The sequence below is a fragment of the Flavobacterium jumunjinense genome, assembly GCF_021650975.2.
Classification (GTDB): Bacteria; Bacteroidota; Bacteroidia; order Flavobacteriales; family Flavobacteriaceae; genus Flavobacterium; species Flavobacterium jumunjinense.
In genome coordinates, this window is sequence record NZ_CP091285.1 from 2983548 (window position 1) to 3000215 (window position 16668).

General features: G+C 31.9%; 14 protein-coding genes and 3 tRNA genes. 8 read left to right on the forward strand and 9 right to left on the reverse strand.

Going from position 1 to position 16668, the window contains the following annotated elements:
• Window position 1 precedes the first annotated feature (1 nt).
• From L2Z92_RS13400 to L2Z92_RS13410, 3 genes are all read right to left on the reverse strand, one after another.
• Window positions 2-838 carry a DUF6671 family protein gene (locus tag L2Z92_RS13400; protein ID WP_236454276.1) on the reverse strand — a complete coding sequence of 279 codons (837 nt, stop codon included), beginning with the start codon at window positions 836-838 and terminating at the stop codon, window positions 2-4.
• Window positions 839-1117, reverse strand: a complete 279-nt coding sequence (locus L2Z92_RS13405) for a hypothetical protein (protein WP_236454277.1) — start codon at window positions 1115-1117, stop codon at window positions 839-841.
• 332 nt (window positions 1118-1449) lie between these two features.
• Window positions 1450-2886 carry an NADP-dependent isocitrate dehydrogenase gene (locus L2Z92_RS13410; RefSeq protein WP_236454280.1) on the reverse strand — a complete coding sequence of 479 codons (1437 nt, stop codon included), beginning with the start codon at window positions 2884-2886 and terminating at the stop codon, window positions 1450-1452.
• Between the two features lie 111 nt (window positions 2887-2997).
• Here L2Z92_RS13410 and L2Z92_RS13415 point away from each other — a divergent pair, with 111 nt between their 5' ends.
• Window positions 2998-3924 (forward strand): LysR family transcriptional regulator, encoded by a 927-nt coding sequence (locus L2Z92_RS13415; protein WP_236454283.1) that lies wholly within the window; start codon window positions 2998-3000, stop codon window positions 3922-3924.
• A gap of 131 nt (window positions 3925-4055) precedes the next feature.
• On the opposite strand, the gene L2Z92_RS13420 is transcribed toward L2Z92_RS13415, so the two are convergent.
• The 5 genes from L2Z92_RS13420 to L2Z92_RS13440 form a co-directional block, all read right to left on the reverse strand.
• Complete coding sequence (locus L2Z92_RS13420) at window positions 4056-5045, reverse strand: metal-dependent hydrolase (protein ID WP_236454286.1); 990 nt, start codon at window positions 5043-5045, stop codon at window positions 4056-4058.
• Between the two features lie 50 nt (window positions 5046-5095).
• On the reverse strand, window positions 5096-6409 hold the full coding sequence (rimO, locus tag L2Z92_RS13425; RefSeq protein WP_236454289.1) for a 30S ribosomal protein S12 methylthiotransferase RimO: 1314 nt from the start codon (window positions 6407-6409) through the stop codon (window positions 5096-5098).
• Between the two features lie 142 nt (window positions 6410-6551).
• Window positions 6552-7940: an IS4 family transposase gene (locus L2Z92_RS13430; protein ID WP_236453288.1), complete on the reverse strand. Its 1389-nt coding sequence runs from the start codon at window positions 7938-7940 to the stop codon at window positions 6552-6554.
• A gap of 134 nt (window positions 7941-8074) precedes the next feature.
• Complete coding sequence (locus tag L2Z92_RS13435; protein ID WP_236454306.1) at window positions 8075-9586, reverse strand: OmpP1/FadL family transporter; 1512 nt, start codon at window positions 9584-9586, stop codon at window positions 8075-8077.
• A gap of 39 nt (window positions 9587-9625) precedes the next feature.
• Complete coding sequence (locus tag L2Z92_RS13440) at window positions 9626-10630, reverse strand: hypothetical protein (RefSeq protein ID WP_236454309.1); 1005 nt, start codon at window positions 10628-10630, stop codon at window positions 9626-9628.
• A gap of 99 nt (window positions 10631-10729) precedes the next feature.
• Here L2Z92_RS13440 and proS point away from each other — a divergent pair, with 99 nt between their 5' ends.
• The 7 genes from proS (at window position 10730) to L2Z92_RS13475 (ending at window position 15420) form a co-directional block, all read left to right on the forward strand.
• Entirely contained in the window at window positions 10730-12208 is a 1479-nt protein-coding gene (gene proS / locus L2Z92_RS13445) for a proline--tRNA ligase (protein ID WP_236454314.1), read from the forward strand.
• Between the two features lie 101 nt (window positions 12209-12309).
• Window positions 12310-12381 (forward strand) — tRNA-Glu (locus L2Z92_RS13450).
• A gap of 13 nt (window positions 12382-12394) precedes the next feature.
• Window positions 12395-12466: transfer RNA gene (locus L2Z92_RS13455), tRNA-Glu, on the forward strand.
• A gap of 19 nt (window positions 12467-12485) precedes the next feature.
• A tRNA-Glu gene (locus L2Z92_RS13460) sits at window positions 12486-12557 on the forward strand.
• Between the two features lie 146 nt (window positions 12558-12703).
• Window positions 12704-12955, forward strand: coding sequence for a 30S ribosomal protein S20 (rpsT, locus tag L2Z92_RS13465; RefSeq protein WP_236454317.1), 252 nt, complete (start codon window positions 12704-12706; stop codon window positions 12953-12955).
• A 146-nt stretch (window positions 12956-13101) separates the two neighbouring features.
• Window positions 13102-14898, forward strand: a complete 1797-nt coding sequence (typA, locus tag L2Z92_RS13470) for a translational GTPase TypA (protein WP_236454319.1) — start codon at window positions 13102-13104, stop codon at window positions 14896-14898.
• Window positions 14899-14982: 84 nt separating this feature from the next.
• Window positions 14983-15420 (forward strand): hypothetical protein, encoded by a 438-nt coding sequence (locus L2Z92_RS13475; protein WP_236454322.1) that lies wholly within the window; start codon window positions 14983-14985, stop codon window positions 15418-15420.
• 70 nt (window positions 15421-15490) lie between these two features.
• On the opposite strand, the gene L2Z92_RS13480 is transcribed toward L2Z92_RS13475, so the two are convergent.
• The gene (locus tag L2Z92_RS13480; protein ID WP_236454325.1) at window positions 15491-16651 is read right to left on the reverse strand and encodes a peptidylprolyl isomerase; all 1161 of its coding nucleotides are present in this window, start codon (window positions 16649-16651) and stop codon (window positions 15491-15493) included.
• Between the last annotated feature and the right edge of the window lie 17 nt (window positions 16652-16668).

The window sequence follows — 16668 nt, forward strand, 5'->3', positions numbered from 1 at the left end:
GTTATGGATTGCAATAGTCGCAAAATGTAGGTTCTTCAAATTTTTTATTATTCGGAAATTTTTGTTCTTGCTTAAAATCGCAATTTTTGCAACTGTACTTTAGTGCTAAAGTAGATTTTGTAGGTAAGCCGCAATTATCGCAAGGCAATCCTTTTATAATTTCTTCCACATCAAAACCTGGGAAATTACAAGATGGACAGGCCTTTTTTATTTTTGCTACTAACTTTTCAGTAGCTTTTTGAATCACTTGCATTCGTGTTGGATTTAAATGAGCCCTCATGTCTGTTTCAATAAAAACACTACTAAATTTTGACTTTAATTCTTGAAATTTATTTAATAAATCTTCTTTTTGAACAATTCCTTTGTAGATGATTTCTGGATTCTTTTCTGATGATTTTAAGATTAGCGCATGACTTGGAAATAATGCCTTTTCAGCAAAAGCTAAGAGTTGGTTTGAAGTATTTACTTCTTCACCAGAAAAATTCGTTTCTAAGCTTATTTCACGGCTACTGATTTCAATATTATTTTTTAAGTCTAAAAAAAGCATAAATTCGTCATCGGCAGCTGCAAAAAAAAGAGTTGGATGCGTTCCAAATGAACCTTCGCTTGCTACAATTAAATCGAATTTTTCTTCTTGAGCAGCTAAAAGACATTTTTTACGTAAAGTTTCCATTATAGAAAAACGTCTTTCTATTTCGCCAGAAAAAGTTCCCAAAATATCTGTGTCAAAAGTTGTATTTGTATGACAAGTAACATTGAATTCCTTTTCAAATAAAGGTTGAATTACCGATTCCTTTGCGTGCTTTGTAGCAATTAAAAGTTTTCTACCTGTAAACATTTAGTCAATAAATTCAATAGTAATTGTTCCATCGATTTTTAATTTTTTATTTTCTTTTTTTGCTAATGCAATAATTGTTTCTAAATCATTCTTAGTTTCATTTAGCTCAAAAATACGTTTTTGAATATGATCTACATTTGCAGAAGTACGTTCAGAAATACTGAACGCTTCTAATTGATGATAACTTATTTTACTTTGAATAAGTTTGAACATTACTTCTTTTGCATCTTCTGCTGAAAAAGTACCTTTTACGAATTTAAAGCTTGTATTTTCTTTCATTTTCTTTATTATTTATGTTTGTAATTGTCATTAAAATGTGCACTAAATAGAATACACTATAAGCAATTATCATATTTGTTTTTAAGTGATCAGTTAAGTTTGTCTTGATTGTAGTAGTAATCAAAAACAACAGCAGAATAGTAGAAATAAACAATCTAAGTTTCATGTTTGAGTGGTTTGTTTTATGTTTAGTACTCTTGGTTTTCATTGGCAAATTACCAACTAAAAATTCATCTATTTTTATTTATATTTATAATATTTAGTATAATTTTTTTTTATATATTAAGCAATATAATAGCTTAAGAACTATTGTATTACTTAGACTTGTTATGTTATTGCCCTTGACCTAAAGAATAACTAGGCTTACCATCAAATTCGTACAGGTTTTCTGTTTTTATTACATCGATCTTTGTCTCTAATGCTTTTGTGAGCAGCGTGATAATTTGGTTCTTAAACAAAATTTTACCATTTGTTGGTTTGTATCTACATCGCCAATGATCTGTGCAAAAAGTTTCATTAAACCCTTCTGGCCATACTTTAATGCCTCTATTGGTAATCATGGTTAATTCTTTGTTTTCAGTATTTATACTTTGCATTATTCTAGCTATTTCTTCTGGATCAGTTCCGTTCCAGTGAACAAATAAATCAATACCTACTAATTCTTTGTTTTTTGGAGCTTTTTTAATATATTTTGGTAAGTTTAAAACAGCTTCTTTTGAATAATTTACCATTTCTAAGATTGCAGGTTTATTTCCTAAGTTGTCAATTACTGCTTGTGCAAATTCTTTTGTGCCTACTTTCTGCTTACTTATGTTTTCGTTATATATGTCAACGGTATGAATACCATCTTCAATAGTTTTTAACCAAGCATTTTGAACTTTTTCGGCTATTTCAGTTTGGCCTATGTGCGCTAACATTAAAATAGCACCTTGAAGAATTCCTGATGGATTTGCAATGTTTTTTCCTCCAATATCGGGAGCTGTACCATGAATGGCTTCGAACATTGCACATTCTTCACCTATGTTTGATGAACCTGCTAACCCTACAGAACCTGTAATTTGTGCAGCTATATCTGAAATGATGTCACCATATAAATTAAGGGTTACAATTACATCGAAATATTCTGGAGTATCGGCTAGTTTTGCTGCTCCAATATCAATAATCCAATGTTCGCTTTCAATTTCAGGATATTCTAAAGCAATTGTATTAAAAACTTCATGAAATAATCCGTCAGTTTGTTTCATGATATTGTCTTTTGTAAAACAAGTCACTTTTTTTCTACCATACACTTTGGCATACTCAAAGGCATATCTAATGATTTTCTCACATCCAGGTCGGCTTATTAATTTTAAACACTGTACTACTTCATCTGTTTGTTGGTGTTCAATTCCTGCATATAAATCTTCTTCATTTTCTCTTATAATTACAATATCCATTTTAGGATGTTTTGTTTCTACAAATGGATGTAAACTTACACATGGTCTTACATTTGAATATAATCCTAAAAATTTTCGAGTCGTAACATTCAAACTTTTATAACCACCACCTTGCGGTGTTGTAATAGGTGCTTTTAAGAAGATTTTATTTTTTCTAATGATGTTCCAAGAGTCGTTTGCTATACCCGATGTGTTTCCAGATAAGTACACTTTTTCTCCTATTTCAATTTCGTCAATTTCAATTTTCGCACCTGCTGCTTTGATAATCTCTAACGTTGCATCCATAATTTCAGGACCAATTCCGTCTCCTTTTGCTACTGTAATTCGTGTCATTTTTTTGTTTTAGAAATTTTTAGCTTTACCTTGATAATATTTTTACAAATGTATGAGGCTTTTTGTATAAAATTTTATTTATATTTGTAATACATTATATAAAATAATTTTATGAATTATACTTTGCATCAATTACAAATTTTTTTAAAAGTTGTTGAAACAAAAAGCATAACCAAAGCAGCATTAGACTTGCATTTGACGCAACCTGCAGTTTCTATTCAATTAAGAAATTTTCAGGATCAATTTGAAATTCCGTTAACAGAAATAATAGGAAGGCAGCTGTATGTTACAGATTTTGGAAGTGAAATTGCAGATATCTGTAAACGAATTAATAATGAAATACAGGAGATTACTTTTAAAACCTTAGCTTTTAAGGGGTATTTATCTGGCACTTTAAAAATATCTGTTGTTTCTACAGGAAAGTATATAATGCCTTATTTCTTGTCTGATTTTTTAAAAATGCATCCAGGAATTGAGCTACAACTTGACGTTACTAATAAGTCAAAAGTTGTTCAAAGCTTAGAAAATAATGAGGTAGATTTGGCATTGGTTTCTATTTTACCAGAAAACATTTCTGTTTTTAATGAAGAATTAATGCAAAACAAGTTGTTTTTAGTTGCGAATAAAGATTTTGTAAAACCGAGCAAGGTATTAACGGCTAAAGATTTAACTAAATTTTCTATAATCTATCGTGAAAAAGGATCTGGGACTCGTTTTAAAATGGAACGTTTTTTTGAAGCCAATGCTATTAGCGTTAATAATAAATTAAAATTAACTTCAAATGAAGCAGTAAAACAAGCTGTAATTGCAGGCTTAGGCTTATCAATTATGCCTTTAATAGGAATTAAAAACGAATTACAAAAAGGAGATTTACAGATTATTCCAGTAAATGGATTGCCATTAATGACGAATTGGAATTTAATATGGCAATCTCAAAAATCATTATCTCCAATTGCTAAAGAGTATTTAAAATATATAAAAGAAAAAAAACAAGATATTATTGATAGAAAATTTAATTGGTATGAAGATTATAAATAAACTATTTTAGCTAGAATTAGATGAAGTTAAATTTTTTTATGTGTTCCATTCAATAGTATTTCAAGTTATTATTTTCTAAACTGTATTGAAAATGACTACAAGCTAATATAAAAAACAGCATTTTAATTAAACTAATTACCTTTTACTCTAATAAATAATTGATTGAATATTTTTGAATAATCGTTAGGCTCTTTTTTGCTGACTTCATATGTTCCATCTTCCTTAAATTCAAGAGGGAAAAAGAATTGTGCTTTATTATTTTCAATGTTTATTGGTCCAAATTTGGTTCCATAAATAACCATTTTTTCGCCTTCTTTTCGAGCTAATTCATAGCCTTCGGTAAAATTGAAAAAAGGTTCTAATTCAGCAATTTTCTTTTTATCTTCAATGAAAGCGATATCATTTTTTTCATAATGAAAAATCGAAGTGGTTTTTGAGTCAAATAAACTATAATCGGAATAGTAAATACCTTCTTTAGACTTAACAATTGCTTGCCAAAGTATCGTGTTGAAAGGTGTTGGAACTACTTTAATTTTTTTATAGGTGATTTTTTGCCTGTCTAATTCTTGCTTAAAATGATTGGTTGCATAAAAATGAAGAATTAAACCAAGTACTAAATAACAAGTTGAAAGAGTTAGCGACCATTTGATGACAGTTTGTCTTTTGTTGTTGTCTTTTTTCATAAATAACAAAACAACGCAACCAAGAAGTAACCATATAGTATATAAAGGGTCGATTACAAAAACATTATCAAAGCTAAAATAAGAATTACTTAGCGGATAAAATATTCGTGTTCCATAAGTGGTACATAAATCCAGTAAGGGGTGTGTAAACAGCGCTAAAAAACTAGCCCAAAACCAAGATTTATATGATGTTTTGTATTTATAGGTAAACCATTTTGCAGAGAGAAAGCTTAGAAGAATCGAGAAAAAAACAGAGTGCGAAAACGCTCTATGAATTGCTAACTGCTCAATAGAATTAAAAAATGGATTCATTAACACATCTAGATCTGGAATTGTGCCAAGAATAGCTCCATAAAGCAATGCTTTTTTTCCTATTTCCTTGTCTTTTACTAATGCAAAAGTAGCAGCACCAAGAACAATTTGTGATAATGAATCCATTTTTTAATTATTTTAAAGACTGAATACTAAAAAAAAATAAAATTCGAACGCTAGTTAATAGGTTCTGCATATAAATCAAATTCAGTAGCATCAGTTACTTTTAACATAACGAAATCGCCTGTCTTTAAATAATGTTTAGAAGCTTCAATTAAAACTTCATTATCAACATCTGGACTGTCAAATTCGGTACGACCAATAAAGTGCTCGCCTTCTTTTCTGTCAATTACACATTTGAATACTTTTCCAATTTTTTCCTGATTCAAATCCCAAGAAATTTGTGCTTGAATATCCATTATAATTCGAGCTCTTTCTTGTTTAACATCATGAGGAACATCGTCTTCTAAGCTATATGCATGCGTATTTTCTTCATGAGAATAGGCAAAACAGCCCAAACGCTCAAAACGCATTGCTGAAACCCAATTTTTTAAAATCTCGAAATCTTCTTCTGTTTCACCAGGATAACCTACAATTAGAGTAGTACGAATAGCCATTTCTGGAACCGCTTTTCTAAAATCTTTTAAAAGATTAGTTGTTTTTTCATAAGTAGTTCCTCTTCGCATCGATTTCAAGACACTATCACTAATATGTTGTAGCGGAATATCAATATAATTACAAATTTTAGGCTCTTTTTTCATTAAATCTAAAACTTCCATAGGGAAACCTGTAGGGAAAGCATAGTGCAAACGAATCCATTCAATACCTTCTACCTTAACTAAATTTTCTAATAATTCGGCTAAATTTCTTTTTTTGTAAATATCTAAACCGTAATACGTTAAATCTTGCGCAATTAGAATTAATTCTTTAACACCGTTTTTAGCTAATTTTTCAGCTTCAATAACTAAATGTTCAATAGGAGTAGAGACGTGTTTTCCTCTCATTAATGGAATAGCGCAAAAACTACAAGGTCTATCGCATCCTTCAGCAATTTTTAAATACGCATAATTTTTTGGCGTAGTTGTTAAACGTTCTCCAATTAGCTCATGCTTATAATCTGCTCCTAACGCTTTTAATAATAAAGGCAACTCCGTTGTACCAAAAAATTGGTCAACATTCGGGATTTCTTTTTCTAAATCAGGTCTGTAACGTTCAGATAAACATCCGGTAACGAAAACCTTATCTACTAAACCACGTTCTTTTTTATCGGCATATTCTAATATCATATTTACCGATTCTTCCTTTGCATTGTCAATAAAACCACATGTGTTAATTACAATAATGTTTCCTTCGTCCTTAGTAGCCTCGTGAGTTACTTCTTTTCCGTTAGCTTTCAGTTGTCCCATTAAAACTTCACTATCGTAAACGTTTTTAGAACATCCAAGGGTAATTACGTTGATTTTATTTTTCTTTAACGATTTGGTTCTCATATACTTAAAATTGAGGTGCAAAATTACATAAAATTATTCATTAGAAGCACTAGCGGTTGCGAGTTTTTTAAAAGTTTCTGCCTGCTGTTCGTTCTATCTGTCATTGCTTCGTGCCTAGCAATAACAGGATGCCGCTTCCATCCTACCGTGTGGACACATCTTGAAATAATTGCCATCCTTGCATAATTGAAGCGAATTTTTGAATTCCAATAGAAAAAGTAGTTATTCCAGGTTTTCGAGCACTAGTATATCCTTTCCATCCTCCAAGTCTAGCAATTGCCCATACATATCTTTTCAAATCCTTTTCTTTATAAGGATTTTTTAATTTTTCTGTTTTACCTTCTAATTTTATTATCTGATATTCTAAACATTCAAGTTCTTGATTGGTAAAACAACTTCTTGATTCTATTTCATGTTCTGGCATATCGTAGGCTATTTGCATTAAAAATAGCTTAACAATTGTTTCCATCATCATTAAAGTTAATTTTCGGATGGATTTAGCTGAACCTAATTCACTGGCTTCTATATTAAATCCTTCTTTTTTTAGTATCCTAAAAATTTCTTCTATTACCCATCTACAGGTATACCAATCAATACATTGTAAAGCAGTTTCTAAATCTAAAACTTTAATAGTTGTTAATAGTTTCCAACATATTGGATTTTCAATATTCTCACCAATTTCTTTCGCTTCTATAATATATAAATCAACACTATCTGGTGCATTTTTCGAAACTAAATCGTTTTTTTGAATAGTAACAGCTGAAAACCTTACCTCTAAAGTAGCTTCTCGCTTACTTATGTTTCTTCGTTTATCTCCTTCTAGTGCAATGGTATATTTTCCTTGAAGAGGCTCATTAGCTATAAAGTCAAATAATTTTATCTTATTTAATAATGTTCTGTTGGCTCTAGCCCTTACTAGCAACTCTGTCTTTTCATCAGGTACTATCGCAAATTGCTCATAAATATCACCTTCTCTATCTTGGATTATGATGATTTTTTTTGCCTTCTCTAGAGCTTCTTTTGATTTTTCAGAAGATTCTATCCACTTGTATGATTCTTTTTCTTCAATAGGTAATTTATTGTAATTTCTTTCCTGTTTTGTAAGTTTCTCTAGAGGTCTATTCCATATTTTAACATCAGAAAAACCATAAGGAATGAAATTATAAGCATCAACAACAAAGCTAGGGTGCAATAAAAAGCCAATCCCACCTTTTGCAGCATTAGTAGTGCCAATGAATCCGTCCTTTTTAATCCTATTTTTATGATTATAAAGATTTACTTCACTTGTGTCTTGTATGCATAAAACTGTTTTATCTAAACAGGAAGTGATACAATTAGAAGACATATTTTTGATTAATTTTGATTCTGAGATCCTATTATTCTGTAAAAAACGATAAAAAGCTTTACACTCCGATTCATTTTGGGTGATTTGTCGAATAGAATGAACACTATTACAAAATAAACTGTCCAAAATCAAATTACTTCGTCTAAGTAATCGAGAATCTTCAATATCAGTAAAATGTCTACGCATAATTTATATTTGGTCTAAAATAGTGAAAATATAGATGTGTCCACACGGTAGGCTTCCATCAGGGCTAGGGGAAGCTTTTGGTATAAAAAAAATCCTTCCGTAAAGAAGGATTTGTGATATAGAAACGCTGTTAATTAAAAATTAATAGAGTAGGTAAGTGTCATATTGTTTTGAATTGTTCTAATTCTAGCCGTGTCATTCATTCCAGAAGAAACAAAACGCTGGTTGTAATTTCTGTGGCTATTTGAATAGGCTAAATCTAATCGGCTAATACCAAAATTATACCCTATACCTCCAGAAAAACCAGTTAAATCTCCCATCGCATAGTCAACTTTGTATGGGCTTTGTTCAAAACGATAACCAGCTCTAAGACTAACTTGTTTTATTTTGTATTCTCCACCAATTCTAACTTCGTAAGCTTCTGTTAAATCTTCACTCATCGTTCTATTTATTCCAGAAAAATCTCTAACAGGTTTAAATTGTGTGTTTGAATAGTCTTTTCTTGAAACATCAGCACTAATTAAGCCTGTTTTATTGATAATATATGCACCACTTAAAGTCCATTTTGCAGGAGTTTTAATTTTGTAAGGAGCAAATTCTATAGTTATGTTTGGGTCTGTAACTTTAGTTATAAAAGTATTGTTATTTGGTGCTTCAGTTCTTTCTGTATAAAGATTTTGGTATAATTGATCGGTTAGATTTTGCCAAGTTGGAGACTCGTAAGCTAAACCTAATCTGAAATCATCTGTAATTTTAGCAATTGCACCCAAATTTAATGAAAAACCATTTCCTGTTGTGTACTGTTCATTGTTAAATATAATATAACTTACGCTTGCACCATCAGGATATAATCCATTGTTTGTTTCTTTTAATTGAGTAACACTTGTGTAATCTGTAAAGTGTAAATTTAAATTCATCCCCAAGTATAGTCTGTCTTTGAAGGAAGTAGAAAAATTAGCAGAAAATTTGCCATTATAACCAGAAGATCTGTTGAATCTAGATTGTTGATAGATAGTGTTATCTGGAACATTTGTAAAATACTCATTGTTTGTTGCATCATGTTCAACAATGTATGAATTATAACCTAGCCAAGCTTGTTGATCAATAAAAGGTAGCGTTTCAAAATTAGCATTAGCATCATTAATATTAAAAACACCTTCGTTTCCAATTCCATTTGCAAAACGTAAAAAGTATTGATCTATAGAGTTGGATGTGTTGTTCCCAGAAAAGGAAAGATTATTATCTAGATTCTTAGTGTTCTCATAATTAAGAGCAATAGCGAATTTTTTCCAGTTATTTTCAGGGTTATTATCCTTGAAAACAAATACTGCTCCCAATTGATTTAAATCAAGGGTGCTATAGGTCTCTTTGTTATTCGTGTTGAAGTAATTCGATTTATTTTTAGTGTTTAAGTTACTAGCAGTAACGCTAAACATATTGTGATTGAAAATAGCAGATCCAGCTGGATTTACATTTATTGAAGAAAGGTCACCTCCAACGGCACCAAAAGCTCCGCTCATTCCTCTAAAACGAGCGGTTCCTGTAATGTCGTCTACTGCATATCTCAATGCATCTTGGGTTGTTATTTCTTGGCTTATCCCTGCAAGGAAGGATAAGAACATGGTAAGTGTATAAATTTTTTTCATAGCAATTTTATTCTGTAAAACTTAAATTTTTATATTCAATTAACCTCTTCCGCCTCTACCACCGCTTGAGCGACTACCACCACCTGATGATCTTGTTCCAGAAGATCTTCCACCGGATGAGCTACTTCTTGTAGTAGTAGTGCTTCCAGATGAGCTTCTTGGAGTAGAGTAACTGTTAGATCTTGTTCCGCTACTTCTAGGTGTTGAGCTAGTGTTTCTTGGTGTTGAATAAGTATTTGATCTTGTACCACTATTTCTTGGTGTTGAGTAATTACTTCTTGTTCCTGAAGATCTTGGAGTGCTTATAGTATTTCTTCTTGTTCCAGAAGAAATAGTGTTTCTTCTAGTTGTCGAGTAGTTGTTTCTGCCGCTACTGTATCTTGAACCGTTTCTGTTAGAATAATAGCTATTGCCACCTCTTGTTCCAGAATTATAAGCTATGTTCCTGCCACCTCTACCGTAGTAGCCGTTATATCCATAGTAATATGGATTATAGTAAGGGTTGTTGTATCCACCCCAGCCCCAAGTGTTTCCGTAGTAAACTCCCCAACTTGGTCCGTACCAGTTGTTCCAGCCCCAGTTAGATCCATAATAAGGATTCCCCCATCCCCAATTATTTCCCCAACCCATTCCCCAGTTTGGAGAATACCAATTATTCCATCCATTGTTGTAATAATTGATGGTTACATCGCTGTTGTTATTGCCCCAGCCAGCGTATCTTTCTTCATTATCTTGGTAGTTGTTTCTATATACGGTTACTGCTGTATCGTTAGTTTCTGATGAGTATTCTTCAACATCAGTGAAATATACATAATCATCTTGCATATTTTTAAACTGTTGTGAATACTTGTTAGATTGTTCCATATTCTGTTCCGAATATTGGTTTTCTGTTACCTGTTCATTTCTTTCTGTAGTACCATAAACGCCGTCATTATCATAGTAAGATGAGTTTTGATACGAACCACAAGAAACGATAAATAGACTTGCAATTCCAGTGAAGGAAAACAAGTGAATTTTTCTTAAAATGGATAGATTAGTTTTCATAAAGCTTTTTTTTATTGTTGGACATTACAAAAATAGTTAGTTTTGCGTAACTATTTAGTTAAAATAAATATAAACAATTTTTGTGCCAAAACCTTAAAAATGAGCAAAAACTTAACAAAAAGAGAAGAAGATTACTCGAAATGGTATAATGAATTGGTTGTAAAAGCCGATTTAGCTGAGAATTCGGGGGTAAGAGGATGTATGGTTATAAAACCATACGGTTATGCAATTTGGGAGAAAATGCAAGCTGAATTAGATAAAAAATTTAAAGAGACAGGACATAGTAATGCTTATTTTCCCCTTTTTGTGCCTAAAAGTATGTTTGAAGCAGAAGAAAAAAATGCGGAAGGGTTTGCAAAAGAATGTGCTATTGTTACTCATTATAGATTGATGAATGATCCAGATAATAAAGGGAAGCTAATTGTAGATCCAAAAGCTAAGTTAGAGGAAGAGCTAATTGTTCGTCCAACAAGTGAAGCGATTATTTGGAGTACATATAAAGGTTGGGTTCAGTCTTATAGAGATTTACCTTTGTTAATTAATCAGTGGGCTAATGTTGTGCGCTGGGAAATGAGAACGCGTCTATTTTTGAGAACTGCTGAATTTTTGTGGCAAGAAGGGCATACGGCTCATGCAACTAAAATAGAAGCAATCGAAGAGTCAGAAAAAATGATGAACGTGTATGCGGATTTTGTTCAAAATTTTATGGCCATACCAGTTGTAAAAGGTTTGAAAACTGAGTCTGAAAGATTTGCAGGAGCGGAAGAAACGTATTGTATTGAAGCTTTAATGCAAGATGGAAAAGCGTTACAAGCAGGAACTTCACATTTCTTAGGTCAAAATTTCGCAAAAGCATTTGATGTGAAATTTGCAAATCAAGAAGGGAAGCAAGAGTATGTCTGGGGGACTTCTTGGGGGGTTTCTACACGCTTGATGGGAGCATTGGTAATGACGCATTCAGATGATAATGGATTGGTCTTGCCTCCAAATTTAGCACCTATACAGGTTGTAGTGGTTCCTATTCATAAAACAGACGAGCAATTAGAAGCGATATCCAATCAAGTGAATGAATTGGTAGTTAAATTAAGAAATCTAGGTGTCTCTGTCAAGTATGATGATAGAACAACCCATAAGCCTGGGTTTAAATTTGCAGAATGGGAATTGAAGGGTGTGCCCTTAAGGATAGCAATTGGTCCTAAAGATTTAGAAAATGGAACTTATGAAGTTGCTAGAAGAGATATTTTGTCAAAAGAAGTCGTTTCTAAAGAAGGAATTGAAATTTTTATTAAAAATAAACTAGATCAAATCCAAGAAGAATTATTTACTAAGGCAGTAGATTATAGAACAAATCATACTACGGAAGTGAATGATTTTGAAGAATTTAAGTCTGTTTTGGAGTCGAAAGGTGGCTTTGTTTCAGCACATTGGGACGGTACAATTGAAACGGAAGAAAATATAAAAAACCTTACAAAAGCGACTATTAGATGTATTCCTTTGGATAGAGTAGAAGAGACGGGAAGCTGTGTGTTTACTGGGAATCCTTCGGTAGGGAGGGTGCTTTTTGCAAAGGCTTATTAAAAAAAAACAAAAAAAGTTTGTCCAACTATTGCAAGAATAATAAATAGATGTATCTTTGCACCGCATTAGAGAAATAACGATATGCATTTAGTGAAACAAATGGTCCGTTCGTCTAGGGGTTAGGACGCATGGTTTTCATCCATGTAACACGGGTTCGATTCCCGTACGGACTACTACATTTCCTCCGGCCCGTTCGTCTATCGGTTAGGACGCATGGTTTTCATCCATGTAAGAGGGGTTCGATTCCCCTACGGGCTACTAAATAGATATTTCTCACGGCCCGTTCGTCTATCGGTTAGGACGCATGGTTTTCATCCATGTAAGAGGGGTTCGATTCCCCTACGGGCTACAAAGTTTTATAAGATTAAAGTTCAGTGTCTCGAATTTTAATTTTATTAGTTAAAACCAAAGTGATTGTTCGATGCAATTGTGGGAGGTTTTTCTTTTTTAACTAGTAGTTTATAATAATTATTAAAATTAAAAAGAAACAATAAAATGGCAAATCATAAGTCGGCTTTAAAAAGAATTAGAAGCAACGAAAAGAAAAGAGTGTTAAATAAATATCAACACAAAACAACTCGTAACGCAATTAAAGCTATACGTTTAGCAACAGAAAAAGCTGATGCTGTAGCAAAATTACCAGTTGTAATTTCAATGATTGATAAATTAGCTAAAAAGAATGTAATTCATTCTAATAAAGCTTCTAACTTAAAATCAAAATTAACAAGATTTGTAGCTTCTATCTAGTTGCTTATTCTTGAAAAAATATTTAAAGCTCTCTTCGTGAGAGCTTTTTTTATGGAATAAATTTAGTAAATAATAATATAGTAAACTACATTATAGTGTTTTATCCAAAAATAAAGTTTACTTTTGCACCTTGAAAAAAATATAGCATGACGCCAATTAGAAACATTGCAATTATTGCACACGTTGACCACGGAAAGACAACTTTGGTTGACAAAATTATGTATCACTGTCAATTATTTCGTGAAAACGAAAATACAGGAGACTTGATATTGGACAACAATGATTTAGAACGTGAAAGAGGAATTACTATTACTTCTAAAAATGTATCAGTTACCTACAAAGGGACTAAGATTAACATTATTGATACTCCAGGTCACGCGGATTTCGGGGGTGAGGTAGAAAGAGTATTAAACATGGCCGATGGAGTTTGTCTACTTGTAGATGCTTTTGAAGGACCAATGCCACAAACTCGTTTCGTATTACAAAAAGCAATCGACTTAGGATTAAAGCCTTGTGTGGTTATTAATAAAGTAGATAAAGAAAACTGTACTCCTGAAGAAGTTCATGAAAAAGTTTTTGACTTAATGTTTGAATTAGGTGCTACTGAAGAACAATTAGATTTTCCAGCTGTTTATGGTTCAGCTAAAAATAACTGGATGTCTGATCATTGGGAAAATATAACTGATAATGTTGAAGCATTATTGGATATGGTTGTTGAAAATGTACCTGCTCCTAAAGTTTCTGAAGGAACACCACAAATGTTGATTACATCTTTAGACTTTTCTAGTTTTACAGGTCGTATAGCAATTGGGCGTTTAGAAAGAGGAGTTTTAAGAGAAGGTATGCCAATTTCTTTAGTAAAAAGAGATGGTAAAGTAATAAAATCTAGAATTAAAGAATTACATACATTCGAAGGTTTAGGACGTAGAAAAGTAGAAGAGGTAATTGCTGGAGATATTTGTGCAATTATTGGTGTTGAAGGTTTTGAAATTGGTGATACTATTGCTGATTTTGAAAATCCAGAAGCATTAAAAACGATTACTATTGACGAGCCTACAATGAGTATGTTGTTTACAATTAACGATTCGCCATTCTTCGGTAAAGAAGGTAAATTTGTAACATCTAGACATATTAGAGATAGACTAACTAAAGAATTAGAGAAAAACCTAGCGATGAAGATGGGTGAGACTGATTCTGCGGATAAATTTATGGTTTTTGGTCGTGGAGTACTTCACTTGTCTGTTCTTATTGAAACAATGAGAAGAGAAGGGTATGAGTTACAAATTGGTCAACCGCAAGTTATTATTAAAGAAGTTGACGGTGTTAAATGTGAGCCAATAGAAGAATTAACAATCGATTTACCAGAAAATCTTTCTGGACGTGCAGTAGAGTTTGTTACTTTACGTAAAGGAGAGATGTTAAGTATGGAAGGTAAAGGTGAGCGTATGATTATTAAATTTAACATTCCATCTCGTGGAATTATTGGATTACGTAATCAATTGCTAACTGCTACTGCTGGAGAAGCTATTATGTCTCACCGTTACATTGGATACGAGCCTTTTAAAGGAGCAATTCCAGGACGTAATAATGGTTCTTTGATTTCTATGGAAAATGGAAAAGCAATTCCTTATTCTATTGATAAATTACAAGATCGTGGTAAATTCTTCGTTGAGCCAAATGCTGAAATTTATGAAGGTCAGGTAATTGGAGAAAATAGCCGTAGTGATGATATGTGTATTAATGTTACTAAAGCTAAGAAGCAATCTAACGTTCGTTCGTCTGGAAATGATGAAAAAGCAAGGATTATACCTCCAATTATTTTCTCATTAGAGGAGGCTTTAGAGTATATTCAAAAGGATGAGTATGTTGAGGTAACTCCAAAATCTATTCGTTTAAGAAAAATATATTTAACAGAAACAGATAGAAAACGTTTTAAATTGTAATGAATTTAAATGTTTTTGATTAATATAATACTTTAAACCATCATGCTTTTGTATGATGGTTTTTAATTTTAAAAAACAATAAAGATGGAAGTAAAATTAAAATATGGAATTGGTAAATTGCTTTTTGGAATGAAGCAAAAAGATGTTGAAGTTATTTATGGGAAGCCGAATAAACAATACTCTGATGAAGAAGAAAATATTGTATATGTTTATAATGACCACAAAATGAGATTAACATTTTATGATGAGGAAGAATATCAGTTGGGCTATATAACTTCTATAAATGAAGAATTAGAGCTGTTTGGAGAAAAAATAATAGGTAGAAAATGGAATGATATTGAGTCGGTTTTAGCTAACAATAAGTTAAATCAGTTTGAAACTGAAATTGTTGATGGAACTGAAAATTATTTCTTTGAAGATAATTGGCTTTTTGTAAATGTTGATTATGATAAAATTTTTAAAATAGAAATTGGCGCGGTTTTTAATAATAACGACGAATTCGATTGGAAGTTTAAAGGGTAATATTCGTGTTAATTCTTTATTACATAAAAAAAGCTCCAGTTGGAGCTTTTTTTATTCTGTAATTGTTATATTATTGTTTGTCCAATAATTCTATTTCGAATATTAGATTTGCGTTTGGTGGAATTACTCCTCCAGCACCAGCTTCTCCGTAGCCTAAAGCAGGTGGAATAAATATAATTGCTTTGTCTCCAATATTCATGTTGTTTATGCCTTCTAAGAAACCTGGAATTAATCCCCCTTTTTTTCCGTATTGGAAAGGGAAAGGTTTGTATCCATTTTGATTGGCTCTGTTTTGATCGTATTTACCAAACTCTTTAGAAACATCTTCGTAGCTACTATCAAAAAGTTTACCGTCTTCAAAGAAGCCTGCATAATGAATGAAAACCTGAGAACCTTCTTTTGGTTTTACACCTGTTCCTTGTTTTATAATAATATATTCTAAACCTGAAGGTAATTTTAAGGATTGCGCTTTTTGAGTTGCAAAATAGGCAACCTTGCTTTGGCAGGTTGCCATTAATTTAGCCTCTAATTCTTTTCTTTTTAGAGCTTCAGCTTCAGCCTGTTTTTTTCTATTTGCTTCTTGAATTTTTGTTATTTTCTTTAGGTTTTCAATGTTTAAGTCAGAAATTTTTTTATCTTCCTCTTCTTTGTTTTCCATGTAGTTTTTAAAGACTTTGTCTGCTTTAAATCTTTTTGCAGCTTTTCCTTTTTTAATAATAGTTACTTTTTCTATAATATCATTTTGAGCAATAGCATTGACTACGTCTAAACCTTCAACGACATGACCAAAAACAGTATGTTTTCCGTCTAACCAAGGAGTTTCTTTGTGTGTAATGAAGAATTGGCTTCCGTTGGTTTTTGGACCAGAATTTGCCATTGATAATATACCAGCTTTATCATGAATTAAATCGGATACTTCATCAGTAAATTTGTATCCAGGATCTCCAGAACCAGTTCCTAATGGATCACCACCTTGAATCATAAAGTTTTCGATTACTCTATGGAATTTTAATCCGTCATAAAATGGCTTTCCTTGTAACTCTTTTTTAACAGACTCATTTTTTCCTTCTGCTAAAGAAACGAAATTAGCTACTGTGATTGGTGTTTTTTCAAACTCCAATTGTAGAACTATTTTTCCTTTAGAAGTTTGTAATTCAGCAAATAGTCCATCTGTTTTTTGTGCAAATCCAGAAAAAATTGTTGTTAAAAGTAGAAAGAGTAAAGATTTCATTTTTTTAGTATTCATTT